The following is a 25,954-nucleotide window of genomic DNA, read 5'->3' on the forward strand; positions in this document are numbered from 1 at the left end:
GTTGAAATGCTTAAATTCAATGAAATTTATAAATCAATTGTGATGGTCGGGTTTTCATTTATTGTGTCGTTTTCAAATTTTGTAAGTGCAAGCTGCAACCAAAATTCTGTCATATTTACGTGTGATTTAGAAAATAAAGGTGGCAGTTTGAAAGCTTGCTTTAATCAAGCCGAGAATTCGATGTACTTCGTTGTTGACGAAAATGGGTTGAAAACAGTTTATGCCCCACGAAAGGGGAAGAGTTTAGATAACTATAAATGGATAGATATTTCTCTTGAAGAACCTGAATTCATTCCTTTGAAATTTGAAGTAAATGAAAACAAGAATGCGTACTTTTCATTGACTAGAGGTGGTGGACGGTTGAGTGTCGTTGCTAGCTTCGTTGACATGATTGAAGATGAAAATGCTGTTGAGTACTACTGTGAATTGGGAACTGAAACAGCTCTGGATCCCAACGTTAGATTAAAAATAAAACACGTAAAGCCTAATGAGTTTGAAGCTTGGGGTTAAATAGCAATAGATTCCGGTGAGAGCCTAAATAAAATTCATTGTAATAAAAAGTTAGCTTTTCTAGAAAATCTACTCGAGACGTTTGGATAAGAAATGTTCAGATAAAAAGCGCCGAAAGGCGCTTTTTATTTTCTTTAAAATAAAGTATGGTCTCCCTCCTTTTAAAATGGTAAGTGTTGAATAATTCAACAGTGGTTAGGTAAATGAATAAAATAACTAAACTCGCTTTGGCTTTGTCCGTATTGACATCTGTTGTTGGGTGTCAACTGGTCTCAAATACGCCGATGCAATCGACAGCAACGAAGGAAATAATTGAAAAAGCAAAGACAGAGTTTGATGGACAACGTTTTTATAAGTTGAATGAATATGATGAAGAAATCAACGTTTCAGATGACGGGGTCATTACCTTCAAGTCTTACTTACCACGCAGCGGCGGCTATGAATGGGTACCAATTGTTATACGCGATACTAGTTTTCGTGTTTCTTGCGATTATTTCAGTGAATATGTTGAAGCTGGAATGGTTGTTCAGGTTCAGTTTGTAGGTAAACGCGGGCGCATTGAAAATTACGACAAGCAACGTTGTGAAGAGTTTGGCGAGCCAACATGGCAATAAGATCTATGGATAATTAAAGCGCCGACAGGCGCTTTTTATTTACGTTTTAGTTAACCGTTAGAAAAGATGTAGACCAATCTTCGGAAGATTAGGCAAGCAATGCGTAGTATCTGGTCACAAGTTGGTATGAACTTGCCTTTTAGAAAACGCTAATAAAATCGCTAAACAGCTACATGCTAATAGAACGACACCTAAGTTTTGTGCTGTTCCAGCCATCGCTAATCCCGTCCCGATCATGATGTAGTACATGAGCCCAAATAAAGCGCCTGCGCTACCTACCTGTTGTTTATAATCAACGAGTGCGTCACTGAGTATATTGGGTATCGCAATCCCATAAGACATGACGACTAACACCATTGGAGCAACAAACCAGATTGATTGGCTCAGAATCAACACACCGACTGATCCCAAACTAAGCAATACTGCTGAGAGCCAAAGTAGTTGGCTTTTTCGAACATTTTTAGACACTAGGGATTTGTTTAAACAACTCCCAAGCAGAGTGCCTAACCCCAGTACCATGCCACTGTATCCAAATTGTTCGGAGTTATACCCAAGTACCGAGAAAGTAAATGCGCCAAGCTGGTAATAAGAAAATAGAGCAATGTTATACAAAGCAACCAATAATCCTGAGCGCCAAATTCGCGCGTCTCTTACCATTTCCCAGCTAAGTTGATGCAACCGTACTGGTGTCTGTTCCTTCTGTGTTTCAGGAAGCTTAATAACGTTATAAGCGAGCAATACTAACGTGATTAAAAACAAGGCAAAAAACACATAACGGTATCCACCAAGCGCTGTAAGCTGCCCGCCTAATAGCATGCCAACTACCGGGCTGATTGATATACCCATCCCCATTAAGCTAAAGACTTTACTCAGTTCTTGACCGTCAAACGCGTCACGAAGCATGGTCTGTGTGACAACGGATCCTACCGCGATACCAAATGCGCTTAGGGCTCGCGCGGCCATGACAACAGCAAAGCTTTCGGTTTGAGTTGCGAGTAAAGATGCGCAGCCATAGATAAAGAGCCCAATAAGCATGGTGGGCCTTCTTCCCAGTTTATCTGCGAGAACTCCCCAAACTACAACGCCAATGGCAAAAGCTAGGAAGTAAATCGACAATGTTTGGGCTGCTTGTGCGTGGTTTACATCAAATGATAGAGCGATTGAGCTCAACGCTGGGCTATAGATGGTTTCTACAATTTGCGGAAACATCAACATAACCAGCATGAGCCATAAAGAGGGCTTAGTATTCATATTGTTACCCATCGTTAATGAAGTTGGCGGGCAGTATAAATGAGGCTATGATTGATCTAATAACAACATAAAAACCAAATACATCAACATTCGGACAAAATGGCGCTTATTAACGAAAAAACACAATTTGATGCAGACAAAATTTCTAATTGTGTAGTGGGAATTGCTGCGGATATTGGCAAGCACGACTCAGGTATGCATATGCACAAGAAAGGGCAGTTATTGTACGCACCTCAAGGTTGTATGAGTTTTGCTCTGGAAGACTCGATTTGTATTTTGCCACCGACAAAGGCGGTTTGGATCCCACCTAATACGCCGCATCGTGCACTAATGACGAATGTGGTGGCGTATCGATCTTTGTATTTTGATTGTGAGGAGTTTGCCTGTCCGAGTAAGATCGCGATGATAGAAGTGAATAATTTACTCCAAGCTCTTATTGATAAAATGTTATTTTGGGAGTGGGATAAGCCTAGCAGCGAGATGGTAAATACGACGGCGCTTTTTTGGGAGGAGTTTTATGCTGCGAAACGTTATTCGTTTCAGTTGCCTTTGCCATCGCATCGGCGCTTAACAACGTTTCGTCGAGAGTTGGTTGAACCTTCATTTCTAGCTCCTTCGCTTACTACTCTTGCAAGCAAAGTTGGGGCAAGCACCAAGACGGTAACACGATTATTTAAGTCGGAAACGGGCATGAATTATCAAGATTGGCGGCAACAGTGGAGGCTTTTAAAAGCAGTTGAATTGTTATCAACGGGCATGCCAGTCAGCGCAGTTGCCGATTGGCTGGAGTTTTCGTCAGACAGTGCATTTATTGCATTTTTCAAAAAGCAAACTGGACAAACACCTCTGACGTTTATGAAAACCAAGCCTTAAGAGTCAAAATGCTCACACTCTTTCTAGAACAACCCCCAGGTTCACAGGCTCAGCCTATAAAGCATACATAGACAGGTACCAACGTGCAGGTTACTTGTCTTTACTCTGCAGTTTGCGAAAGTATTGCGTGGTAAAATCAACAAAGGCTCGGATGCGTTTTGGTTGATGTCGGTCGTGATGATAAAGGAGTGAAAATTCCACACTCGGAATGCTCCAATTGGTAAACACTTCTTTTAGCTTGCCTGTCTGGAGTTCTTGTTGACAATAAAGTGCTGGCACACGGATGATGCCATTTCCCGCCAAGGCTGCTTTTATCATTACTCTGCCACTCTTACATCGTAACTGTCCACGTATCTGGTGTTCCGTTGACTGCTTTGTATTCGTGTTCTCAAATGCCCACCGTGTCACACTACCTGTCAAACAAACGTGTTTTTCTAAGTCCTTTGGATGCGAAGGATAGCCATATGTTTCTAAATAGTTTGGGCTTGCGTATGTCCCCATTTCCACATCGATCAGTTTGCGAGCGATAAAGTTGGAGTCGTCTAACTTTCCCATTCGAAAAGCGATATCGAATTCATCCGCGATTAAATCGACACGATGGCTACTAAAATCTAAGTTAATGCTCACTTGTGGGTGTTGGATTAGAAACTGAGCAACGATATCTGCGACAACGTCTTCTCCTAAATAGCCCCCCACACAGTTGATACGAATGTCACCTCTTAAGTCTTCTACATCATCAACCACTGCCATAACAGCTTGATCAATATTGTGAAGGGCAGTTTCACACTGTTTATACAGAACCTTGCCTGCTTCGGTGAGGTTCAGTGTTCGAGTGGTCCTTTGTAGCAAAGTGACACCAATCTGTTGCTCCAGATTTGTTATTTGACGTGAAACGTGTGAGCGAGAAACGCCAAGTTGCTCTGCTGCTTTCGTGAAGTTTCCTAGTTGAGCGATTAGGACGAAAGAGCGAATATCCGCAAGGTTGATGTGTGTTTGCATGATGACTTCTTCATAATTCAAAAAAGTATTGTTGCAGTATAACAACAGTGTTTCAACTAGGTCGGTATATATCAACAAACAAAGTTTTCTTAAACTTACCGCCACTGATGTAAACCGTTCGATTAAGGATTCAAAATGAAAAAGTTAATTGTTATTACAGGCGCTAGTTCAGGCATTGGTGAAGCGATTGCACGTCACTTCAGTGAACAGGGCCATGCTCTTCTTTTGTTAGCAAGACGTGTAGAACGTTTGGAAGCATTAAACTTACCAAATACGCTTTGTGAAAAGGTAGATGTGACCGACAAAGCTTCTTTTGAGGCTGCAATTGAGAAAGCTGAATCGTTGTATGGTCCGGTAGATGCACTTGTAAATAACGCAGGCGTTATGCTTCTAGGTCAGATAGATACTCAGGAAGCATCGGAGTGGAAGCGCATGTTTGATGTGAACGTAATTGGTTTGCTCAATGGCATGCAGTCCGTCCTAGCACCTATGAAAGCACGTAACAGTGGTACGATCATTAACATCAGCTCTATCGCGGGCAAGAAAACATTCCCTGATCATGCTGCTTATTGCGGTACCAAATTTGCGGTTCATGCTATTTCTGAAAACGTACGTGAAGAAGTTGCGTCATCGAATGTTCGCGTTACGACGATTGCACCTGGTGCAGTGGAAACGGAATTACTTTCACATACAACGTCTCAAGATATTAAAGATGGTTATGACGCCTGGAAGGTGGATATGGGCGGCGTGTTGGCAGCAGACGACATTGCACGAGCAGTGCTGTTTGCTTATCAGCAACCGCAAGGTGTATGTGTTCGTGAAATTGCTTTGGCACCGACAAAACAACAACCTTAACATTGAGTTACGGCGATTTTAGGTCACTAAAGCCGTAAAACTTTGCATATCGATTCGTGATTGAGATGGCATCTTTAAACTAAGTTGCGTGAAAATTTAGGTCATCCATTTAAATCCGGACACTAAGTGTGTTATTGCTTATACCCAAGTTACTCAAGGTGAGAAAAAACTTTGAGTAATTTGGGTTTTTATTTGGTCTCAATTTTAGGTAGCGGAATTTATTTAGGTCGAAGGCGATAGTTGTGAAGAAAGGAGAGTGTGACGTAAAACAAAATGAAGCAATATCCGTCTCTTAATGAGAATTGATTTCATCAACGTCACAAGCCGTTACAATTATCCGTTAGGTATTATACTTTGTGGATGGTTAATATTTAACCAAACAAGGAGGTGTGTATGAAACGATTCGCAAACATACTTTTTGCAACACAAGGATTGCCAGGCCATAGTGACGCCCTCGAACAAGCGATGAGGATTGCATCTAGCAACAAAGTGCCTGTCTCAGGGCTAATAGCGTGTCCTGATTTCCCAACAGACATGATCCAGTATCAGCAAAGTTATGAGCAATCGCTGCAAGACTCCCTCAAACAAAGTATTCACGAATACAGACAGAAGCTGGGACTCTCTGAAGAGGATCTCGCATTTCCTCTTACTGTGAAAAGCAGTGAAAAGCCCGCTGTCTGTATTATTCAAGAAGCATTAGCTGATAACAAAGATCTCATCATCAAAGAAGCTGAACCGCTCGGTGAAGGTGCTGAGGGTTTCAAAGCTATTGATATGACTCTGTTACGAAAATGCCCTTGTCCGCTTTGGTTGCACCGACCAATTGATAAGCCAAGAGATAAGCGCCGTGTTGCTGTGGCTATCGACCCATTAACGGCAAGCGATGAACAGCACTCATTAGCCGTGCGTTTACTCGAATTATCGCGTTCGATAGCCGACACCTGCGATAGTCGTTTACACGTGATTTCTTGCTGGGAGTATTACTTAGAAAACTACCTTAATGGTAACGCTTGGATTCAAGTCGATGATGCTGAGTTGAAACATGAACTCGACAAAGCAAAAGCCGATCATAAACAAGCTCTGCAACAGCTGTTGGAGGAGTCTGGGATTACAGGTGAAATTGTGATTCACCACCTGCATGGAAAACCCGACGAAAAGATTCCAGATTACGTAGAGAGTATTGAGGTAGACGTGCTGGTAATGGGAACCTTAGCGAGAACTGGTATATCTGGCTATGTCATTGGTAATACGGCTGAAAATATTTTGCAATCGATTAACTGTAGTTTGGTCGCTCTTAAGCCCGATGGCTTTGTCTCACCGATTCAGTAATTGGGGTGTAACAAAGTTGGGTTTAAGTGATGTTTTAGGTAAAGGAGGGAGATGGATCTCTAGAACATGGAATTATCAATGTATCAATAAGTTATCAGAGGAGAGTGACATGAAAAACCTATGCCCGAAATGCCACACAGAAATGATAGAACGTTCGAATGTTTATGTTTGTCCGAGAAATGATATCGGTGACTGCACCTACGATGCATTCGAGTTAGCTGATGACGATAATCCATATACATTCAGCCAAGAACACGTAAGTAGTGACCTACGTTCTTATGCCGTAGCAGACAGCAAATAGCGGTTTGTATCGGCGTTCCTCTAAGTAGCACTCAGTGATTACTGTTTGCTACTTTTCCCTTGGTTTCATGATCGTTTTTGAAGCGCTTGGGTTAAAACAATACAGTGGAGTTTGTCATTTGCGCCGAATAGGGCGTACCTTCTTATAATAACGAATGGGCTGCGATGTTGAATAACATAACGGGTAAAGAAAACCTGCCGAAAAACCTAGATAATCAGTTGGTCTTACTGATTTTCCCTGCGCTGCCAGTTTTAATCTTCTCTTTTCTCTTCTATATCTATACTCCTGCAGGCGTGAGCTGGAATGCGGAATGGATACCAAGCCTCGATATCAACCTTAGCTTTAGATTAGATGGTCTTTCATTTCTTTTTGCGGGACTGATCAGTGGGATTGGCGCACTGATTCAAATCTACGCTTTGGCTTATTTACGAGAAAGTGATAGCCGGTTTTCCTTTCATTTGTATCTAACCCTATTCATGCTTGCCATGCTAGGGATTGTGATGAGCGATAACATTCTGTTGTTATTTGTTTTCTGGGAACTCACCACCATCACTTCTTATTTACTGATCGGGTTTAATCACGAAAATAAAACGTCTCGGAAAAACGCCTTGCAGTCGCTGATTGTTACTGGTGCTGGTGGACTAGCGTTGCTAGCTGGTCTTATCTTGCTGGGAGCAATGGCAGGGAGTTATGAGCTAAATACCATTATCGAGCAGGCAGACACTATTGCGCAGCATGAATGGTTTATCCCATCTCTAGTGCTCATACTACTCGGTGCATTTACTAAATCTGCGCAATTCCCGTTTCATTTTTGGCTACCTAACGCGATGGCAGCTCCCACTCCGGTCAGTGCGTATTTACACTCGGCAACAATGGTAAAGGCAGGCATTTACCTATTAGCACGTTTATCGCCAGTTTATGCCCACAGCGAGATCTGGTTTTATGCTTTAGTCATCACTGGGAGTATCACGGCCATTTGGTGCACATTTGTCGCATTAAAACAAACTGACTTGAAGCTGATGCTAGCCTACAGCACGAATGTTGCTTTGGGTAAATTAACATTATTACTAGGTATGGGCACAGATTTGGCCGTTAGTGCAGTATTGATGTTTATTCTCGCTCACTCTTTCTATAAAGCTGCGCTGTTTATGGTGGTGGGTAATATCGACAAAGCGACAGGAACACGAGATATTGATCAATTGTACGGCCTGAAGTCAGTTCTCGTCATCAGCATGGTTGCGGGGAGTTTGGCTGCATTGTCTAAAGCGGGGTTCCCGCCGTTGTTAGGCTTTTTGAGCAAAGAATACATGTACAAGTCCGCAGTAGAGCTCAATAACTGGATCGCCTTTGTACTTTTAATCGTGAATATACTGATGGTCGCGCTAACCATTATGCTTATTGCGAGACCATTCTTTGCTCGCCGTGATCTCGCGCCGATTGAAACTAAGCCAGTTGAGACAAAAAAAGCCATGTGGATCTCGCCTTTGCTCTTGGCAGTTGGCAGCCTCCTAGTTCCGTTATTCGGTTTGAATTGGTTAGATCGCAATATTATTTTTCCGGGCTCTGCTGACATTCTGCCCACAGCAACTCTTAAAGAGACATCACTATGGCATGGCGTGAATGTACCGTTAGTGTTAAGCGTTATTACGCTAGCGTTGGGGTATGTGGTGTACCGTGTTTATCCTACTGTGTCTGCATTTTTTCAGCGGCTACATCTATTCGTCCCCAAAGCGGAGAATATTTTTGAACGACTATTAGATGGCATGATGACAGTGGCGAAGTGGCAAACGGCGCGGTTACAGCAAAAGAAATTGAGTCGCTATGTCCTATTATTTTTCACGGTACTTGCCGTTGCGTTACTGAGTCAGGTAGCGCTTATTCCTCTGCCTTTGGTTGGCGAACTTTCAAGTGTCACTTTCTATGAGATTGGTATTGCCTTATTGTTGATTGGTGCTGCGCTCGTATGTACGTTGTCCCACGCAAGACTTCTTGCGATTTCTGCGCTTGGTATGATTGGCTTCATGACCACGCTTGTTTTTATGATTTATAGCGCCCCGGACGTTGCGAAGACTTTACTGTTAGTGGAAACATTAATGGTGGTCTTTCTTGCATTGTTAATGCGTCATATGCCACGTCTAACCACCGTGCCTAAGCATTCAATAAAACGTAAAGTAGCGAATATTTGCATAGCAGGTGTGATAGGTGTTTCGGTTACTTTACTTTTGTTAGGAATCACGTCTCAGCCGATGGACTCTTCGGTGTCAGATTTCTTTGCAGAAAACAGTGTCCCGGGTGGACATGGGCGAAACATTGTTAACGTTATTCTGGTCGACTTTCGCGCATTTGATACATTGGGAGAAGTTGTTGTCGTTGTTATTGCAGGGATTGCTGCAGTGAGTTTGCTTAAGACAAGAGCGAAAAAGCAAAATCGTATCCAATCATTAATTTTTGCAACCACGGCACACATTGTTTCGGCACTCATGCTCGTATTTTCAGTGTATCTGTTGTTACGTGGTCATAACGAACCGGGTGGTGGCTTTATTGGTGCGTTGATTGCCGTTATTGGTTTATCACTTCTCATGTTCGCGGAATCACCGAAATACGTTCGTTCTAGGTTGTATTTCAAACCGTTTCTCATTGCGTTATCTGGCATCGCATTGAGCTTAGTTTCTGGTGCTTTGAGCTTTGCGTTTGATAAACCGTTTTTGACCGGACTGTGGTGGAAAGACGTGATACCACTAGGGACGCCATTGGTTTTTGATGTTGGTGTTTACCTTGCCGTTATAGGTGGCGTGATGGGTATGCTGCTTCGTATTAATGAGGAGCTAGAGTGATGGAAATAGTCTGGAGTGTTGTCGTTGGAGTATTTGTCGCAGCAGGTGTTTATTTAATGCTTGAAAAGCATATCTTGCGCCTTTTGTTCGGCATCATGTTACTCAGTAGTGCGGTTAACCTTGCTATTTTTACCGCTGGAAGGCTGACGCCCGGAGAGCCGCCATTGATTGGCGATAATGCTCTTTTACCACCAGATAGCGCGGCAAATCCTTTACCTCAAGCGCTTATCTTAACTGCGATAGTCATCGGTTTTGGACTACTTATTTTTGCTTTAATGCTGTTCTATCGAGCTTATAAAGACACTGGAACTGCAAACGTCGATGAAATGCAACGTTCTGAGGAGGGTCAATGAGTTCGATTTTGCTTACGTTACCGGTTGTTCTCTCGCTGAGTACGGCGTTGACTATCTTCTTCGTCCGTCGCTCAACAAAAAGTGTTGAGTGGTTGAGCGGTGTAAGTGCGATTTCGAACCTTTTCGTTGCGGGCTTTCTCACAGAAAACATCATAAGTAATGGTATTCAAGCCGTTGCTTTTGGTCAGTGGAGTGCGCCATTTGGTATCGTGTTTGTCGCAGATTACCTCAGCGTTGCTATGGTGATGATAACGGCGGTGATTGGTGCGATATGTGTTTTCTACGCGATGGCGGACCTTCACCGAAAGCCCTCCTATAGCAATTACCATGCGTTAATGCACGTGTTGCTTGCTGGCGTTTATGGTGCTTTCCTGACTGGAGATATTTTTAATCTGTATGTTTGGTTTGAGGTCATGCTCATTTCATCATTTGGTTTAATGGTGTTAGATGCAACGAAAACTCAAGTTGATGGTGCAGTAAAGTACGTGATGTTGAACCTGATTTCGACGCTGGTATTTTTGCTTGCTATCGGTTTATTGTATGGAGCAACGGGCACCTTGAACTTGGCCGATCTCTACACCAAAGTAGGGGAAAATGAATTGAGCATCAACATGATGCTGTCCGCGCTATTTTTGTTTGCCTTTTCTATTAAAGCGGCACTCTTTCCTTTATTTGCTTGGTTGCCAGCTTCTTATCACACGTTACCAAGCGGTGTGGTGGCACTGTTTGCCGCGTTACTTACTAAAGTCGGTGTATACGCGTTGATAAGAGTCTTTACCTTGGTATTTCCGCTCGCCGAGAGTGGTTGGCAACCGACGTTAATTTGGGTCGCAGGGCTAACCATGTTAACGGGCGTTTTAGGAGCGGCTAGCCAATTCGACATTAAGAAAATTCTTTCTTTTCATATTATTAGCCAAATAGGCTATATGATCATGGGGTTGGCTATTTACACTCCCTTAGCTTTAGCCGGTGCCATTTTCTACATTGTTCATCACATCATTGTAAAAGCGAATTTGTTCTTAATAGGTGGATTCATCGAGCGCAAATATGGCTCTAGTCAACTTGAACATTTGGGTGGGGTATACAAAGCTATGCCTTGGTTAGCGTTCTTGTTTCTTGTCCCTGCGTTTTCTCTGGCCGGTTTCCCACCGCTATCGGGTTTCTGGGGAAAGCTATTGGTCATCAAGTCGAGCATACAGGCTGAGTATTACTGGTTAGCAGGTACCGCGTTATTGGTGGGGTTGCTTACTGTCTACTCGATGACGAAAATTTGGAGTGAGGCATTTTGGAAAAAGCCATTTAGAGAGAAGCCAGAACAGACTCTGCAGGCCAAAGTACATTGGTTGTACTGCGTTCCAATTATTGTATTGACAACGTTGACGCTAATCATTGGCTTAGTGGCGGAGCCTTTTTATCAATTTTCCGTTCAAGCTGCAGAACAACTGTTAAATCCGACTGAATACATCAGAGTGGTGTTAGGAGGAAATGCATGATCTATCTATTCCTCAATTTTTTCTTAGCGTTAGCGTGGATGATGCTTAATGGCAGCTATTCGAGTCTGAATTTTGTTGTCGGATTTACGGTCGGCTTTTTTGCTTTAAGGTTGAGTCAACCATTTGGATTGAAAACGAGCTATTTTCAACGTTTTGCATCTGCATTGAAGTTATTGGTGTACTTCGCTTATGAAATGGTTATATCGGTTGCGAAAGTGGTGTGGGACGTCGTGACACCTACTCATTTGAGTCAGCCTGATATCGTTTATGTCCCTCTGGAGGTCGATTCTGACCTAGAAATCACATTACTGGCGAACATGGTTTCTTTAACACCGGGTACGCTTAGTTTGGATGTTACGGCTGATAAAAAGTATCTTATCGTTCATGCCATGTTTGCACCTGAACATGAAGAGGTTATTCGCGGAATTAAAGATGGGTTAGAGCATCGAATTTTGGAGGTGACGCGTGGATAGTTGGCTGCAAATAACGGTCACTTTTGCCTATTCTGGGCTACTACTCAGCTTTGTTATGGCTTTTGCTCGTTTAATTCTAGGACCAACGCTAGCTGATCGAGTTGTGGCGTTAGATCTGATTTCATTTATCACTATCGGATTTATTACGGTTTACACCTTAGACAGCGGTGAGGACGCTCTGTTAGACATCGCCATTACATTAGGTTTGGTCGCATTTCTCGGCACGATCGCATTTGCACGTTTGATCGTTAAAAGAAAGGAGAAAGAATAATGGACGTGTTGATTGGACTATTTTTATGCTTAGGAACATTGTTGACCTTGGTTGCAAGTCTAGGTGTCCTGAGGCTTCCTGATTTGTATACCCGAATGCATGCAGCGACCAAAGCTGGAACTGTCGGAGTGAGCTGCTTGTTATTAGCGGTCGCTTTCTCACTCCCTGAAGTTACCGTGATCTCTCGGGTTATCGGTACGATGTTGTTTATCGTTCTCACTGCGCCAGTCGCCTCCCACCTGCTCGGCAGAGCAATGCGAGAGGTCGGATATAAGATTTGGCGCAATGATTAACCATTAGCGTCGAATAGTACTACGTCCTAGTTGAAATAAACTCGAAGCTGTATTGATGAAGTCGGAAGTAATTGACGGTATATTCAAATGCACGACCATCTTCTAGGTAACCAGTGGACTCAACTTTTAGAATAGGGGAAGCTTCTGATTCATTCAGGTATGAGGCCGTCTCTGTATCTAACAAATACGGTTTGACAGACTGACTGCTTTTCGCAATTTTCAATCCTTTGCTATTTTCAATGTACTCATATTTAGAACCATTCATTATGGCTATGCTCAAGTCTGGAAATAACATTGCTGGCATATGAGTGACTTCGTAAATTTCAGGCTCATCATTAATACATCTGAGTCTATGTATTTCATATGTATCATCATTGGGCGAGAGATTTAACTGCTTAGCAACCTGCTCATTCGGCTTTTTAAGTTCGAACTTTATGACTTGAGAGCTAGGCGTTTTCCCCTGTTTACTGACTTCCTCGATAAAACCCAGCAAATGTAAGGCATCATGTTGGGCTTTTAGATCGTTTACATAAGTTCCACTACCTCTTGTCCGACTAATTAAATTATTGTCGACCAGAATTTGTAAGCTTTTTCTGATGGTTACGCGGCTTACGGAAAACTCTTCTTGCAAATCACTCTCTTTTGGAAGCATCGATTTAGGTTGTAGTTCCCCATCTTTGATCTTTTTTTCTAATCGTTCCGCAATGTCTATGTATTTGGGTTTCATAATACCTCGCTAAGTCTTGGATCATGATAGCAAGAATGTGATCTGAGATGTAGTTAATACTTTTCCTTAGGATCTTTGTGTGATTTTTATCTCGTATCTTTGTGCTTACACTTTAAATGTATCATAAAAGTATTAATACTTATTTTATACATTTGCAGGGTAAACATTTGAGGTAGCGGAATGAAACGTCAAAAATTAACGATTGTTGGTGCTGGCAGTACATACACACTTGGTATGATGAACAGCCTTATTGCTGAAAAAGATAACTTTCCACTCGCAAAAGTCGTGTTTTACGACATAGATGAGAAACGCCAAGAGTCGAATGCATTAGCTACTGAAATTCTATTGCGAGAACACTATCCAGAAGTTGAAGAGTTTGTTTATACAACGGATAAATCTGTCGCATTCTCAGATTCGGACTTTTTCTTTATCCAGATCCGCACTGGTGGGTTGGCCATGCGCGAGCGCGATGAACAGATCCCGCTATCCAACTCTTGTGTTGGGCAAGAGACATGTGGCGCGGGAGGAATGGCATATGGACTTCGCTCTATCGGCGACATGATCCAGCTAGTGAACGAGATCCGACAAACGTGTCCAGATGCGTGGATTCTTAATTACACCAACCCGGCGGCAATTGTCGCTGAAGCTTTAAATCGTGAATTTCCGCATGATAAGCGAATTCTAAATATCTGTGATATGCCAGCAGCGATTATGGTCAGCTATGCGCAATTGTTAGGATGTGAAATTTGGGACTTCGTTCCTGAATATTTTGGGCTTAATCACTATGGCTGGTTTACCAAAATTCGTAACAAACAGGGTGAAGACTTAACGGACAAAATTAAAAATATCATCCTAAAAGAAGGGATCAGTGCGGTTGATGCGGAAATAGCGGATGACCCATCGTGGCAAGCCACATTCAAAAACATGAGAACAATGCTTGTTGATAATCCAGAGTTTTTGCCGAATACGTATCTTCAGTACTATTTGTACCCTGAAAAAATGGTGGCGAAAGAGGATATCAACAATACCCGCGCAAGGCAGGTAATTAACGGCCGTGAGAAACGAGTGTTCGAATTGAACGCAAGAATAATTGAAGCGGGCACCACGAAGCACGAAACACTGCATGCCGATATCCATGGTCGATACATGGTGAGAGTCGCGGCTTCGCTAGCATACAACTTGAGCGATGTGTATCTCGTCATCGTACCGAATAATGGTGCTATTACAAATTTACAAAATGACGCCATGGTAGAAGTTCCAGCTGCGCTAACTAGTGATGGACCGAAAGCTTTTACTGTAGGAAAAATCCCAACCTTCCAAAAAGCCATGATTGAAAGCCAACTTGGTTACGAGAAATTAGTCGTGGATGCTTGGTACGAAGGAAGTCAGCAAAAGCTGATTAATGCACTCACACTTAACCGTACCGTGGTTAATGTGCCAAAAGCTAAAGAAATAACAAAACAATTACTAGAAGAAAATAAAGCCTACCTTCCTCAATTTTTTCAATAACAACTGGACGTTCGGGGCCTACTTGTAGGCTCCGTGAATGAAACAAGAGGTTTATATGAAAGACATTATTCAAAGGTTCGGGGCCGCGATGTTTGTACCCGTTCTATTATTTCCAGCAGCGGGCATGTTATTGGGTTTCTCTGTTGTGCTGTTAAATCAAGAAGTGTTTCCTTGGGCACTAGAGGGGAGTGCTTGGGTTAAAGTCTCGACGATCATTTTACAGGCATCTCTCGCTGTATTTAAAAATATGGCACTTATTTTTGCCGTTGGGTTACCTATCGCTTTAGCTAAAAAAGCATCTGGTCGCGCTGTACTTGCAACACTTGTTTCCTACATTACGTATAACTACGTTATTGGTGGAATCCTTCAATTTTGGGGGCCAGAACTGGGCGTTAACTATACGGAAGGTGAGCGAGGTTTGACTGAAGTTGGTGGCATTCTAACGCTTGATACCAACTTGCTAGGTGCGATTTTAATTGCAAGTCTCTCTGTTTGGGTTCACAACCGATTCTTTGATAAAAAGCTACCGGATTGGGCGGCTGTATTTGGCGGAACGCCATTGGTTGTGATCATTAGCTTCCCAATTATGGTCGTGATGGCAATTCTAACTTGTTTGACTTGGCCAAGTATTCAGCATGGTATTAACAATCTGCAATCATTTTTGGTTTCTGCTGGATCGTTAGGGGTATGGCTATTTACGTTTTTAGAGCGAATCATGATACCAACGGGGTTGCATCATTTCGTATATGGTCCCGTTTTTTATGGGCCTGTTGCAGTCGATGGCGGAACGGTTTCCTATTGGATTCAAAATATACAGACATTCGCCCAGAGCTCGGAAAGTTTAACGACACAATTTCCTCAGGGTGGTTTGATGTTGACGGGAATGGGTAAAGTGTTTGGTTGTACGGGTATCGCACTAGCACTCTATTCAGTTGCGAAAAAAGAAAATAAAAAGATGGTGATGGGGTTAGTGCTCGGAGCCGCAATCACAGCAATTCTTACAGGGATCACCGAACCAATAGAGTTTACATTCTTATTTATCGCACCTGCGCTGTTTGCTTTGCATGCGTTGTTATCTGCGACAATGGCAACGATCGCCTTTATGTTTGGTGTTTCCGGTAACTTTCAGACTGGCTTGATAGACTTCATTTTCCAAAACTGGTTGCCTTTGGCTGGTAACCATGCAGGAACATACGTGATTCAGATTATTATTGGTCTCATGTTTACTGGTGTTTACTTTGTTACGTTTCGCGCGCTTATTTTAAAATACAACATACTTACTCCGGGACGTGAAGGTGCAGATAGTAAGTTGTATTCCAAAGCTGACTACAAAGAAGCGAAAGCGGTCCATAACAGTAGCGCAAGTCCGTCACAAGCTAGTGCCTTTATTGAAGGTCTGGGTGGAAAAGAAAACATTGAATTGTTAACTAATTGCGCGACGCGTTTGCGTGTTAAAGTTAAAGATGTCTCTCTTGTAAAGGAGAACGCATTTTTCACACAGCACGGAGCGGTGAATATTGTTAGAAATCAAGAGAGCCTTCAAATCATCGTTGGTTTAACGGTGCCACAAGTTCGCGAAGATATGAGCCAACTGATAAAAGCTTAACCCCCAAACTAATGCTCCAGCTCATATGGCTCAAAGGTGAGATATAATTATCTCACCTTTTTTGTGTACATGAAGCATATTTCGCGCAGTTTCCACGAAAGTGGGGAGGAGTTATCGAGCGAGCTAAAAATACAGTTAGGTTATACCCGTCTGTATTGTTGGAAGACTTGTTGAGTCTCTAATTGACAGTGGCGCCACTTTCTATGTTGAAAAGCGTTTTAATTTCTTCCAGCACTTCTGGGTTAGCAATAGCACCAATGTTTTTTACAGCTTGTCCGTTTACCAATTGTTTCACTGCTAGCTCAACCAATTTGCCTGAGCGCGTTTTAGGAATATCACTGATGGCAAAAATTTGTCGTGGGACATGGCGCGGTGAACATTTTGTTTTCAATGTTTGGCGAATTGAATCGGTGAGTTGTTGGGTTAACTCGACGTTGTGAGCGAGTTTTACTAGTAACCAGATTTCTTCAGACTGCTGGTTTAACTTGCTGACAGCGATGGAGTCTTCAACCTCGGGTAACGTGTTCACTTGCTGATAGATTTCAGCGGTACCGATGCGTACGCCGCCTGGATTTAAGGTTGCGTCACTACGGCCATAAAAAATGAAGCCGCCATGTTCGGTTTGCATCACATCGTCGCCATGGTGCCAGATATCGGTAAACTTGCTCCAATAAGTGTTGTGATAGCGTTCGCCGTTGTCGTGCCAGAAGCCAATAGGGAAGTTAGGTAGTGAGTTATTGCAAGTTAGTTCGCCGCGTTGCTGTGTAATGGTTTTTCCCTCGTCGTCCAAAACACGCACGTCGATTCCCAGCCCTGCGCCTTGGCATTCACCTTTGTAAACTGGTGAGATAGGGTTTCCCAGTACAAAGCATCCGCAAATATCCGTGCCGCCAGCGATAGAAGCGAGATGCAAGTCCTGCTTGATGTGCTGATAGACATAACTAAATTGTTCTGGGTAAAGCACCGAACCAGTTGAGCAAAGAGTTTTGAGTGACTTCAGGTTATGTTCTAGTTTTGGAGAGCAGTTTGCCTGTTCCAGTGCTTCTAAGTATTTCGCTGAAGTACCAAACAGCGACACGCTATGTTCTTCTGCTAATTGCCATAAGATGGAGTGATCAGGGTAAACCGGACTACCGTCGTAAATCACTAAGGCTGCACCACTCGCAAGAGCGGAAACATGCCAGTTCCACATCATCCAACCACATGTTGTGTAGTAGAAAACCTTGTCTTGCGATTTGATGTCGCAATGCAGTTGATGTTCTTTGAGGTGATTGAGCAAGGTACCGCCTGCGGAATGGACAATACATTTAGGTTGACCTGTTGTACCAGAAGAATACAAAATGAATAACGGGTCATTAAACAGCGTTGGTTGATATTGAATTGATTGTGGAGAAAAGTGGTGAGTAATATCGGACCAAGAAACAAACTCAGAAGTGCTAGCACTCTCAGCGTTTTGTAAATATTCGATTTGGCATACGCTAATAGTAGTCTCTTCGGAGGCACTGCTTAACTTACTACTAAGAGTGGTGTTCTTGTTCGTCATATCGAAAGCTTTGCCTCCGAACTGGTAGCCATCACAGCAAAAAAGAACTTTCGGTTTGACCTGACCAAAACGCTCTACGACGCTATCGATACCAAAATCAGGAGAGGTTGAAGTCCAAATGGCACCAAGACTGGTGGTGGCCAGCATGGCAATAACGGTTTCAGGAAGGTAGGGCAAATAACCCGCAACGACATCGCCTTTACCGACACCACAATTGAGTAGCCATTGTTGAATGGCAGAAACTTGTTCAAGCAACTGTTTACCGGTGAGTTGTCGGTGTTCACCGCTTTCATTGCTAAAAACAATAAACTCACGCTCTGGTGATTGTTCAGCCTGAGATAGGAGGTTCTCTGCGTAGTTCAGCGTGGCGTCAGCAAACCATACTGTGTCTCTATTTACATGATGATGATTAGAACCTGTTGGTGTCCATTTGGGACTGCCAAGGCTCTTGACTTGCGAACCCATATCTCCGATTACGTTGCAAAACTGCCAAGTATGTCGCCAAAATTCATCATTGTGCTCAATGGACCACTGGTGTAGAGACGTGTAATTGTTGATTACGGTACCTTCGGCTTTGTCTTTATTAACCTTTTCGATGAACCGTAATAAGTTGCTATTGCTGACGCGCTCAGCAGATGGTGACCAAATAGGTGCAGAATTTGGCATAGGTCCCTCTAATTTCAATTCTTTTGAATATGACCAAAAACAAAATAAAGAGGCGAACATAGCAGTGTTCGCCCCTTATCTGATCGTTTAAAGTTGTTCGGCAAGCTGAGGTAGTACCTCAAATAAATCACCAACCAATCCATAGTCGGCAACTTCAAAGATAGGAGATTCTGGATCTTTGTTGATCGCGACAATCACTTTGGATTCCTTCATTCCTGCAAGATGCTGGATGGCACCGGAAATCCCAACCGCTATATAAAGCTTAGGTGCAACGATTTTACCGGTTTGACCCACTTGTAAGTCGTTGGCAACAAACCCGGCATCAACCGCCGCGCGAGAAGCGCCAATGGCAGCACCTAGTTTATCGGCAACTTGTTCGATCAACGCGAAGTTCTCTTTGCTACCGACCCCGCGTCCACCTGACACAACCACCTCTGCCGCGCTTAATTCAGGACGTTCTGACACGGTTTTATCGACAGAAACTAATTCAACCATTGGAGCTGAGATAGTGACCTGCTGATGCTTAATATCAGCTTGGTTGTGACAAGTAACCGGCTCAAACGCAGACGCGCGCACGGTGATGACGCGAACCTTGTCGCTGGTGGTCACTTTGGCAAATGCGTTTCCTGCGTAAATAGGGCGGATAAAAGTGTTTTCATCGATAACTTGGACAATATCGGAAATTTGCCCAACGCCGAACTTCGCAGCTACTCGAGGTGCAAGGTCTTTCCCTTTTGATGATGAGCTAGCCCAGATTGCGTCAAAACCTTCAGCAATACTCACTACAATAGGTGCGATACTCTCGGCAAATTGATGCTTAAGTTGCTCATCATCGACACAAATTACGTTTGATATACCATCAACGCGACAAGCTTGCTGAGCGACTTCTTCACACTGGTGGCCCACTACGATCAAAACATTGTCTTGGCTGACTTGTTTTGCTGCATTAACCACTTTGAGTGTGTCCGCATGCAATTGGTTATTGTCATGCTCTGCTATGATTAAGTTCTTCATGAAATCACCTTCGCTTCGTTACGCAGCTTATCGAGAAGCTCTGAGACAGATTCAACCTTGATGCCACCTTTTCTTTGCGCTGGCGGTGTGACTTCTTGAATGGTTTGGCTAAATACCACTTCAACACCCAGACTGTCAGGTGTGATGGTATCTAACGGCTTGCGCTTAGCTTTCATGATATTAGGCAAAGAGGCAAAACGCGGTTCATTCAGGCGTAAGTCAGTACTGATCACCGCAGGTAAGTTCATCGCGACTGTCATCAAGCCGCCGTCCACTTCTCTCACGACCTGAACTTTTTGATCTTCAATCTTCACGTCGGAAGCGAAAGTTGCTTGAGGCCAGTCAAGTAGGGCGGCCAGCATCTGAGCCACTTGGTTGTTGTCCGTATCAATGGATTGTTTACCCGTAATCACAAGCTGTGCTTGTTCTTGCTCAACTAGAGCTTTGAGCAGCTTAGCAACAACTAATGGCTCTATTTTGTCTTCAGTATCGACATGAATAGCGCGATCGGCGCCTAATGCAAGCGCGGTACGTAGTTGCTCCTGACACTGGCTACCGCCGGCACTGACAACGATGACTTCATCTGCAATACCTTGCTCCTTTAGTCGTACGGCTTCTTCAACGGCTATTTCGCAAAATGGATTAATCGTCATCTTGACGTTATTGGTTTCAACATCGCTATGGTCCGCTTTCACGCGAACTTTAACGTAGGGATCAATGACCCTTTTGATTGGCACTAGTATTTTCACGTTAGATTCCTTTTACAGTGAAGACTATGTGTTAACAGTGAAGACGATGTGATGACGTCTTTAAAATGATGTTAATTTACCTTTACGTTTGCGTCAACTTTAAATATATTGTTGATTAACAAGTTGGCAACATGCAAAGAAAAAGGAATGCAATCATGGAAAGAGACTGCATGGAATTTGATGTTCTGATTGTAGGCGCAGGTCCCGCAGGCTTGTCTGCGGCATGCCGAATCAAACAATTAGCAGCAGAAAAAAAACAAGAGCTCTCTGTTTGCGTGGTAGAAAAAGGTTCTGAAGTTGGAGCGCATATTTTATCGGGTGCGGTGTTTGAAACGCGGAGTTTGGATGAGCTTTTTCCCGACTGGGAAGAGAAAGGCGCTCCGCTCAATACCAAAGTAAACCAAGATAAAACCTACTATCTAGGCAATGACATCAATGGTCATGAACTGCCTTCTTGGGCGGTGCCTAATACGTTACATAACAAAGGTAATTACATCATAAGTTTGGGCAGTCTATGCCGATGGATGGCGTTGCAGGCTGAGAACTTGGGGGTGGAGGTCTACCCAGGTTTTACCGCCAGTCAAGCGATCATCGATGAAGATAGTCGTGTTTGTGGCGTGATCACGGGCGATATGGGATTAGATAAAAATGGTGAACAAAAAGGAAATTTCGAACCTGGTATTGAACTACGAGCGAAGTTTACTTTATTTGCTGAAGGCGCACGGGGGCATATTGGTAAGCAGTTGATTAACCGATTTAATCTTGCTGAAGAGAAAACGCCTCAACACTACGCTATCGGTTTTAAAGAGCTGTGGGAAATCCCATCAGAGCAGCATCAGCAAGGTTTAGTAGTGCACGGATTAGGTTGGCCGTTATCAAATGAAGCTACAGGTGGCAGTTATCTCTACCATTTAGAGGGAAACCAAGTTGCCGTCGGGTTGATTGTTGACTTGAATTATAAGAATCCGCACTTGAGTCCATTTGATGAGTTTCAACGTTTTAAACACCACCCGTTGATTGAGCAATACCTCAAAAATGGGAAGCGTATTAGCTATGGCGCGAGAGCGATCACCAAGGGCGGCTTTCATTCGCTTCCCACGCAGCAGTTTGCTGGTGGCTTGTTAATTGGCTGTGATGCAGGAACACTTAACGGCGCTAAAATCAAAGGCACACACACCGCAATGAAATCTGGCATGCTTGCCGCTGAAGCAGTATGTGAAGCCCTTGAGAGTCAGTCAGTTACTGCTGATTATCAAAAGCATTTCAAACAGTCTTGGCTGTATGAAGAGCTTTATCAAGCACGTAACTTCTCAAGTGGTATTCACCGCTTTGGATCGTGGCTGGGCGGTGGTTTAGCGCTGCTGGAACATAACGTATTAAAAGGCAAAGCTAAGTGGCATATCCGCTGTGATAAGCCTGATCATCAGTCTCTGTTATTGGCGGAAAACAGCAATGAAATTGTCTATCCGAAGCCTGATGGCGTGTTAAGTTTCGATCGCCTCTCTTCTGTTTATCTATCCAATATCTTCCATGAGGAAGATCAACCATGCCACTTACGACTGGAGAACCAGCGGATTCCTATTGAGCAGAACCTTGAATTATATGCAGAGCCAGCACAGCGCTATTGTCCGGCTGGCGTGTATGAAATCGTACAGGGGGAGCAGCAGCCAGAGCTGCAAATAAATGCGGCCAACTGTATCCACTGTAAGACCTGCGACATCAAAGATCCAAGTCAAAATATTACCTGGACTCCGCCAGAAGGTGGTGGTGGTCCGAACTATCCAAATATGTAAGCGTTTGAGAATAATTTTTATTAACAATTTATTTACTTAAAGTTTGCGTTAGTTCAAATCTTTCTCGATGAACTCGATTGCAACTTAATCTTTCAGGCACTATTCTGATTTTAAATTGACGTTTACGTAAACTGAATACAAAGTTGATGCATAGGTGTAAAAGCGGTTACCAGTATCAAAGTTAGGTTTGATCAAATAGTGCTCAATGGAACGCACTTAAAATAACGAAAGGGAGATCAACTATGGTATCGGAATCGCCTCTGTTGCAGGTAAACGATATTTCATTGGCTTTTGGTGGGGTGAAAGCTTTAACTGACGTGAGCTTCCATGTGAATGAAAAGGAAATTTTTTCAATCATTGGTCCAAACGGTGCAGGTAAAACCTCAATGCTCAATTGCATCTCTGGTCGATACACACCAAACAAAGGCTCTGTAATCTTCGCTGGAGATGACGTAACTAAACGTACACCAAGCCAACGAGCTGAGTTAGGGCTGGGAAGAACCTTCCAAAACTTAGCGCTCTTTTCTCATATGTCGGTACTGGACAACATCATGGTTGGCCGACACCACCTACTGAAAAATAACTTCGTCACGGGGCCACTCTATTGGTTCTCCAATGCGCAGAAAGAAGAGATGGCGCACCGCAAATATGTGGAAGACGTGATCGATTTTCTAGAAATCCAGCACATCCGAAAAGCGACTGCAGGCACGCTATCTTACGGCTTACGTAAGCGTGTAGAGCTTGCTCGTGCCATTGCCTTAAAACCTAAGTTACTGCTGCTTGATGAACCAATGGCAGGTATGAACTTGGAAGAAAAGGAAGACATGGCACGTTACATCATGGATCTGAATGAAGAATTAGATATCACGATCATCATGATTGAGCACGACATGGGCGTGGTCATGGACATCTCTAATCGCGTTTTGGTTTTGGATTTCGGGAAACACATTGCTACGGGTGAGCCTGAAGAAGTGATGGCCAACCCACATGTGAAACAAGCGTACTTAGGCGAAGAGCTACCGACATTAGAGGAGAGTGCATAATGGCACAGCAACATAATGATTGGGCAGATATAACCCGCTTAGATACCTTTCCAAAAGTGTTGCAACACAATGCCAAGAACTGGCCCGAACAAGTCGCAATGCGTGAAAAGGAGTTTGGTATTTGGCGAGAGTTCACTTGGAAGGATTACGAAAACCGCGTCAAGTGGATGGCACTGGCACTACAAGATTTGGGTATTGGTGAGCAAGATGTCGTTGGTTTGTTAGGTGATAACCGCCCGGAATGGGTATGGGGCGAGTTAGCGGCACATGCGATCAAAGGTTTCTCGCTGGGCATCTATCAAGATTCTATGCACGAAGAGGTGGCGTACCTTATCAACTATGCCAAAGCAAAAGTCGTGATTGCCGAAGATGAAGAGCAATGCGACAAGCTGCTTGAGCTTGGTGATGAAATTCCTAGCGTTGAATACATTATTTACTGCGATCCTCGTGGAATGCGTAAATACGATGATCCAAGATTGATTGATGTTGAACAGGTCTACAAAAAAGGTCAGCTGATTGATAAAGCGGACCCAGACAAATATCTCAATATGGTTGTTGAAACCAAAGGCAGCGATCTTTCAATTCTTTGTACAACGTCGGGTACGACTTCTAAACCAAAATTGGCTCAGCTACACAGTGGCACGTTCTTGGATCACTGTGCGGCTTACTTGCGTGCAGACCCTCGTTCCCCAGGCGACAACTACGTTTCTGTTCTGCCTTTGCCTTGGATTATGGAGCAGGTTTACGTGGTTGGTCAGGCGTTGATTTCTCGTCAAATCGTTAACTTTGTAGAAGAACAAGAAACCATGATGTCCGACTTGCGTGAAATCGGTCCAAACTTTGTGCTGTTAGCGCCACGTGTGTGGGAAAGCATTGTGGCAGACGTGTCTGCACGAATGATGGATTCGACACCGTTTAAGCAAAAGATGTACAAACTGGGCATGAGCTTAGCCAACAAAGCGCTGGAGCAGGGTAAACGCTCTAAGTTGGCTGAATGGATTCTTCTGCGTGCTCTGCGTGACCGTTTAGGGTTTTCGAACCTGACATCTGCGGCAACCGGCGGTGCGGCGATGGGACCGGATACTTTCCGTTACCTACAAGCTATTGGTGTGCCACTTAAGCAGCTTTATGGTCAGACCGAAATGTGTGGCGCATACACCGTGCACCAAGCGGATGATGTGGATTACGATTCCGTTGGTGTTGCGTTTGATAATGCAGAAGTGAAAGTCATCAACCCGGACAGCAATGGCGTTGGTGAAATCATCGCGAAAAGTACAGGCATGTTTACTGGCTACTTAAACAACCAAGCAGCATATGATGAAGATGTTCAAGATGGTTGGATGCACACAGGCGATGCGGGCTATTTTAAAGATTCCGGTCACTTGGTGGTGATTGATCGTCTGAAAGATATGTCGGAAACCAGCCATGGCGACCGTTATTCGCCACAGTTTATCGAAAACAAACTCAAGTTCTCCCCATTTATTGCAGAAGCCGTGGTGGTAGGTAAAGGTCGACCTTGGCTGTCTGCCATCATCTGTATTCGCTATGCGATCGTCGCGAAGTGGGCAGAGCAACGCGGCTTGGCATTTACCAACTACACCAACTTATCTGCTCAACCAGAAGTGTACCAAGCGATTCGTGAAGAAGTTCAAAAAGTGAACGAATCCCTACCGGATGCACAGAAGATCAGCAAATTCATTCTACTTTACAAAGAGCTGGATGCCGACGATGGAGAACTAACTCGCACACGTAAAGTACGCCGTGGTGTGGTTGCAGAGAAATACGGAGACATCATCGAAACCATCTACAGCGACGATCCAAAAGTCGATGTCGATACAGTGATCACTTATCAAGATGGCACCAAAACACGCATTCAAACGTCGCTAGTTATTGAAACGCTTATTGAGCATGAGCCAACACTAGTGGATAGCGAACAACGGAGGATCGCATAGTGAATACGGATTTATTACTGCAACTCGTCATTAATGGCGTGATCGTTGGCATGTTGTATGGCGTTGTCGCCATGTGCTTTGTATTGATTTACAAATCGACCCAGGTGGTCAACTTTGCTCAGGGTGAGTTTTTGTTGATTGGCGCGTGGGTATGTTGGGCGGCATTGGTACACCTACAGTTACCATTTTTTATCGGTTTTTTACTCACGCTCGCGTTCATGATGATTTTTGGTATCGCCGTGCAAACCATTGTGCTCAGACCGTTGATTGGTGAACCGATTATCTCTGTGATCATGGTGACCATCGGTCTATCTATGTTCTTCCAAGCGCTGATGAAGTGGATATTCGGCGTCTCGGCTGTTTCGTACCCGCAAGTGTTCGAAACCAACGTGGTGAATATCGGAGGTTTGAATGTTGAGTTTGCTTACATTCTGAGCTTGATCTTCTCAATGCTCATCATGGGCGCGTTCTACTGGTTCTTCAAATTCAGCAAAATGGGTCTGGCAATGCGCGCAACGGCATTCAACCAGCAAGTAGCCCAGAGTCTTGGCATTTCCATCAAGAAAGTGTTCGCCATCAGTTGGGCCATTTCGGCAATGGTATCTGCAACAGCAGGGATTGTTATCGGTATCGTTAACGGCGTATCTGACGCGCTATCCATTATTGGTATCAAAGTTTTCCCAGCCGTTATTTTAGGTGGCTTAGATTCGGTAGTCGGCGCAATTGTCGGTGGTATCACCATCGGGGTGCTAGAAAACTTGGCTGAGTTTTTTGATAGCCAATACCTGCAAGTGGGTAACTTATACAACATCGCACCATTCTATGTGCTGTTAATCATTCTTGCCTTCAAGCCATATGGCCTGTTTGGTACCAAAGATATTGAGCGTATTTAAGGAGAAATAA

The 25,954-nt window shown here is 43.7% G+C and carries 24 protein-coding genes; 18 read left to right on the forward strand and 6 right to left on the reverse strand.

The features are described 5' to 3' along the window. Nucleotides 1-6: 6 nt before the first annotated feature. Nucleotides 7-510, forward strand: coding sequence for a hypothetical protein (locus R8N47_RS00710; protein WP_005373343.1), 504 nt, complete (start codon nucleotides 7-9; stop codon nucleotides 508-510). Nucleotides 511-713: 203 nt separating this feature from the next. Further along, complete coding sequence (locus R8N47_RS00715) at nucleotides 714-1,124, forward strand: hypothetical protein (RefSeq protein WP_005373341.1); 411 nt, start codon at nucleotides 714-716, stop codon at nucleotides 1,122-1,124. 114 nt (nucleotides 1,125-1,238) lie between these two features. Here R8N47_RS00715 and R8N47_RS00720 read toward each other — a convergent pair whose 3' ends face one another. Then, entirely contained in the window at nucleotides 1,239-2,375 is a 1,137-nt protein-coding gene (locus R8N47_RS00720) for a multidrug effflux MFS transporter (RefSeq protein ID WP_064354681.1), read from the reverse strand. Between the two features lie 99 nt (nucleotides 2,376-2,474). Here R8N47_RS00720 and R8N47_RS00725 point away from each other — a divergent pair, with 99 nt between their 5' ends. Next, the gene (locus tag R8N47_RS00725; RefSeq protein ID WP_213913550.1) at nucleotides 2,475-3,248 is read left to right on the forward strand and encodes an AraC family transcriptional regulator; all 774 of its coding nucleotides are present in this window, start codon (nucleotides 2,475-2,477) and stop codon (nucleotides 3,246-3,248) included. Nucleotides 3,249-3,338: 90 nt separating this feature from the next. On the opposite strand, the gene R8N47_RS00730 is transcribed toward R8N47_RS00725, so the two are convergent. After that, nucleotides 3,339-4,247, reverse strand: coding sequence for a LysR family transcriptional regulator (locus tag R8N47_RS00730; RefSeq protein WP_005373334.1), 909 nt, complete (start codon nucleotides 4,245-4,247; stop codon nucleotides 3,339-3,341). Nucleotides 4,248-4,382: 135 nt separating this feature from the next. On the opposite strand from R8N47_RS00730, the gene R8N47_RS00735 reads away from it, so the two are divergent. From R8N47_RS00735 to mnhG, 9 genes are all read left to right on the forward strand, one after another. After that, nucleotides 4,383-5,102 (forward strand): SDR family oxidoreductase, encoded by a 720-nt coding sequence (locus tag R8N47_RS00735; RefSeq protein WP_064354683.1) that lies wholly within the window; start codon nucleotides 4,383-4,385, stop codon nucleotides 5,100-5,102. 393 nt (nucleotides 5,103-5,495) lie between these two features. Next, nucleotides 5,496-6,431, forward strand: a complete 936-nt coding sequence (locus R8N47_RS00740) for a universal stress protein (protein ID WP_005373330.1) — start codon at nucleotides 5,496-5,498, stop codon at nucleotides 6,429-6,431. Nucleotides 6,432-6,540: 109 nt separating this feature from the next. After that, nucleotides 6,541-6,732, forward strand: coding sequence for a hypothetical protein (locus tag R8N47_RS00745; RefSeq protein ID WP_005373328.1), 192 nt, complete (start codon nucleotides 6,541-6,543; stop codon nucleotides 6,730-6,732). A 164-nt stretch (nucleotides 6,733-6,896) separates the two neighbouring features. Further along, nucleotides 6,897-9,566, forward strand: coding sequence for a hydrogen gas-evolving membrane-bound hydrogenase subunit E (gene mbhE, locus R8N47_RS00750; RefSeq protein WP_141135669.1), 2,670 nt, complete (start codon nucleotides 6,897-6,899; stop codon nucleotides 9,564-9,566). Further along, nucleotides 9,566-9,919 (forward strand): Na+/H+ antiporter subunit C, encoded by a 354-nt coding sequence (locus R8N47_RS00755; RefSeq protein WP_017633704.1) that lies wholly within the window; start codon nucleotides 9,566-9,568, stop codon nucleotides 9,917-9,919. Before mbhE ends, R8N47_RS00755 begins: the two co-directional genes overlap by 1 nt. Beyond that, entirely contained in the window at nucleotides 9,916-11,412 is a 1,497-nt protein-coding gene (locus R8N47_RS00760; protein WP_053349220.1) for a Na+/H+ antiporter subunit D, read from the forward strand. The genes R8N47_RS00755 and R8N47_RS00760 overlap by 4 nt, the downstream gene beginning before the upstream one ends. Continuing rightward, nucleotides 11,409-11,885, forward strand: coding sequence for a Na+/H+ antiporter subunit E (locus R8N47_RS00765; RefSeq protein WP_005373320.1), 477 nt, complete (start codon nucleotides 11,409-11,411; stop codon nucleotides 11,883-11,885). The genes R8N47_RS00760 and R8N47_RS00765 overlap by 4 nt, the downstream gene beginning before the upstream one ends. Next, entirely contained in the window at nucleotides 11,878-12,156 is a 279-nt protein-coding gene (locus tag R8N47_RS00770) for a cation:proton antiporter (RefSeq protein WP_005373317.1), read from the forward strand. The genes R8N47_RS00765 and R8N47_RS00770 overlap by 8 nt, the downstream gene beginning before the upstream one ends. Next, nucleotides 12,156-12,449 carry a monovalent cation/H(+) antiporter subunit G gene (gene mnhG, locus R8N47_RS00775; protein WP_005373314.1) on the forward strand — a complete coding sequence of 98 codons (294 nt, stop codon included), beginning with the start codon at nucleotides 12,156-12,158 and terminating at the stop codon, nucleotides 12,447-12,449. Before R8N47_RS00770 ends, mnhG begins: the two co-directional genes overlap by 1 nt. Nucleotides 12,450-12,468: 19 nt before the next feature. On the opposite strand, the gene R8N47_RS00780 is transcribed toward mnhG, so the two are convergent. Further along, entirely contained in the window at nucleotides 12,469-13,176 is a 708-nt protein-coding gene (locus R8N47_RS00780) for a GntR family transcriptional regulator (protein WP_047101298.1), read from the reverse strand. A gap of 180 nt (nucleotides 13,177-13,356) precedes the next feature. Between R8N47_RS00780 and R8N47_RS00785 the strand changes: the two genes are divergently transcribed. Together R8N47_RS00785 and R8N47_RS00790 are read left to right on the forward strand one after the other, a co-directional pair. Next, nucleotides 13,357-14,685 (forward strand): 6-phospho-alpha-glucosidase, encoded by a 1,329-nt coding sequence (locus R8N47_RS00785; RefSeq protein WP_047101299.1) that lies wholly within the window; start codon nucleotides 13,357-13,359, stop codon nucleotides 14,683-14,685. Between the two features lie 55 nt (nucleotides 14,686-14,740). Continuing rightward, nucleotides 14,741-16,291, forward strand: a complete 1,551-nt coding sequence (locus R8N47_RS00790) for an alpha-glucoside-specific PTS transporter subunit IIBC (protein ID WP_047101519.1) — start codon at nucleotides 14,741-14,743, stop codon at nucleotides 16,289-16,291. A 178-nt stretch (nucleotides 16,292-16,469) separates the two neighbouring features. On the opposite strand, the gene R8N47_RS00795 is transcribed toward R8N47_RS00790, so the two are convergent. The 3 genes from R8N47_RS00795 to R8N47_RS00805 form a co-directional block, all read right to left on the reverse strand. Beyond that, nucleotides 16,470-18,500: an acetoacetate--CoA ligase gene (locus tag R8N47_RS00795; RefSeq protein ID WP_141135670.1), complete on the reverse strand. Its 2,031-nt coding sequence runs from the start codon at nucleotides 18,498-18,500 to the stop codon at nucleotides 16,470-16,472. Between the two features lie 87 nt (nucleotides 18,501-18,587). Next, the gene (locus R8N47_RS00800) at nucleotides 18,588-19,514 is read right to left on the reverse strand and encodes an electron transfer flavoprotein subunit alpha/FixB family protein (protein WP_017820355.1); all 927 of its coding nucleotides are present in this window, start codon (nucleotides 19,512-19,514) and stop codon (nucleotides 18,588-18,590) included. Continuing rightward, on the reverse strand, nucleotides 19,511-20,263 hold the full coding sequence (locus tag R8N47_RS00805; protein ID WP_005386149.1) for an electron transfer flavoprotein subunit beta/FixA family protein: 753 nt from the start codon (nucleotides 20,261-20,263) through the stop codon (nucleotides 19,511-19,513). The genes R8N47_RS00800 and R8N47_RS00805 overlap by 4 nt, the downstream gene beginning before the upstream one ends. A gap of 155 nt (nucleotides 20,264-20,418) precedes the next feature. Between R8N47_RS00805 and R8N47_RS00810 the strand changes: the two genes are divergently transcribed. From R8N47_RS00810 to R8N47_RS00825, 4 genes are all read left to right on the forward strand, one after another. Beyond that, nucleotides 20,419-22,056, forward strand: a complete 1,638-nt coding sequence (locus tag R8N47_RS00810; protein ID WP_064354685.1) for an electron transfer flavoprotein-ubiquinone oxidoreductase — start codon at nucleotides 20,419-20,421, stop codon at nucleotides 22,054-22,056. 242 nt (nucleotides 22,057-22,298) lie between these two features. Beyond that, a complete protein-coding gene (locus R8N47_RS00815; protein ID WP_005373297.1) occupies nucleotides 22,299-23,099 on the forward strand; it encodes an ABC transporter ATP-binding protein in 801 nt (266 codons plus the stop codon). After that, a complete protein-coding gene (locus R8N47_RS00820) occupies nucleotides 23,099-25,051 on the forward strand; it encodes a long-chain fatty acid--CoA ligase (protein WP_064354686.1) in 1,953 nt (650 codons plus the stop codon). The genes R8N47_RS00815 and R8N47_RS00820 overlap by 1 nt, the downstream gene beginning before the upstream one ends. Next, nucleotides 25,051-25,944, forward strand: coding sequence for a branched-chain amino acid ABC transporter permease (locus R8N47_RS00825; protein WP_005373295.1), 894 nt, complete (start codon nucleotides 25,051-25,053; stop codon nucleotides 25,942-25,944). Before R8N47_RS00820 ends, R8N47_RS00825 begins: the two co-directional genes overlap by 1 nt. Nucleotides 25,945-25,954: the final 10 nt, after the last annotated feature.

The sequence above is a fragment of the Vibrio sp. 2132-1 genome, assembly GCF_033344315.1.

Coding starts and splice junctions, on each gene's coding strand:
- R8N47_RS00710 (WP_005373343.1), top strand. CDS start 7: ATGCTTAAATTCAATGAAATTTATAAATCAATTGTGATGGTCGGGTTT.
- R8N47_RS00715 (WP_005373341.1), top strand. CDS start 714: ATGAATAAAATAACTAAACTCGCTTTGGCTTTGTCCGTATTGACATCT.
- R8N47_RS00720 (WP_064354681.1), bottom strand. CDS start 2,375: ATGAATACTAAGCCCTCTTTATGGCTCATGCTGGTTATGTTGATGTTT.
- R8N47_RS00725 (WP_213913550.1), top strand. CDS start 2,475: ATGGCGCTTATTAACGAAAAAACACAATTTGATGCAGACAAAATTTCT.
- R8N47_RS00730 (WP_005373334.1), bottom strand. CDS start 4,247: ATGCAAACACACATCAACCTTGCGGATATTCGCTCTTTCGTCCTAATC.
- R8N47_RS00735 (WP_064354683.1), top strand. CDS start 4,383: ATGAAAAAGTTAATTGTTATTACAGGCGCTAGTTCAGGCATTGGTGAA.
- R8N47_RS00740 (WP_005373330.1), top strand. CDS start 5,496: ATGAAACGATTCGCAAACATACTTTTTGCAACACAAGGATTGCCAGGC.
- R8N47_RS00745 (WP_005373328.1), top strand. CDS start 6,541: ATGAAAAACCTATGCCCGAAATGCCACACAGAAATGATAGAACGTTCG.
- mbhE (WP_141135669.1), top strand. CDS start 6,897: ATGTTGAATAACATAACGGGTAAAGAAAACCTGCCGAAAAACCTAGAT.
- R8N47_RS00755 (WP_017633704.1), top strand. CDS start 9,566: ATGGAAATAGTCTGGAGTGTTGTCGTTGGAGTATTTGTCGCAGCAGGT.
- R8N47_RS00760 (WP_053349220.1), top strand. CDS start 9,916: ATGAGTTCGATTTTGCTTACGTTACCGGTTGTTCTCTCGCTGAGTACG.
- R8N47_RS00765 (WP_005373320.1), top strand. CDS start 11,409: ATGATCTATCTATTCCTCAATTTTTTCTTAGCGTTAGCGTGGATGATG.
- mnhG (WP_005373314.1), top strand. CDS start 12,156: ATGGACGTGTTGATTGGACTATTTTTATGCTTAGGAACATTGTTGACC.
- R8N47_RS00780 (WP_047101298.1), bottom strand. CDS start 13,176: ATGAAACCCAAATACATAGACATTGCGGAACGATTAGAAAAAAAGATC.
- R8N47_RS00785 (WP_047101299.1), top strand. CDS start 13,357: ATGAAACGTCAAAAATTAACGATTGTTGGTGCTGGCAGTACATACACA.
- R8N47_RS00790 (WP_047101519.1), top strand. CDS start 14,741: ATGAAAGACATTATTCAAAGGTTCGGGGCCGCGATGTTTGTACCCGTT.
- R8N47_RS00795 (WP_141135670.1), bottom strand. CDS start 18,500: ATGCCAAATTCTGCACCTATTTGGTCACCATCTGCTGAGCGCGTCAGC.
- R8N47_RS00800 (WP_017820355.1), bottom strand. CDS start 19,514: ATGAAGAACTTAATCATAGCAGAGCATGACAATAACCAATTGCATGCG.
- R8N47_RS00810 (WP_064354685.1), top strand. CDS start 20,419: ATGGAAAGAGACTGCATGGAATTTGATGTTCTGATTGTAGGCGCAGGT.
- R8N47_RS00815 (WP_005373297.1), top strand. CDS start 22,299: ATGGTATCGGAATCGCCTCTGTTGCAGGTAAACGATATTTCATTGGCT.
- R8N47_RS00820 (WP_064354686.1), top strand. CDS start 23,099: ATGGCACAGCAACATAATGATTGGGCAGATATAACCCGCTTAGATACC.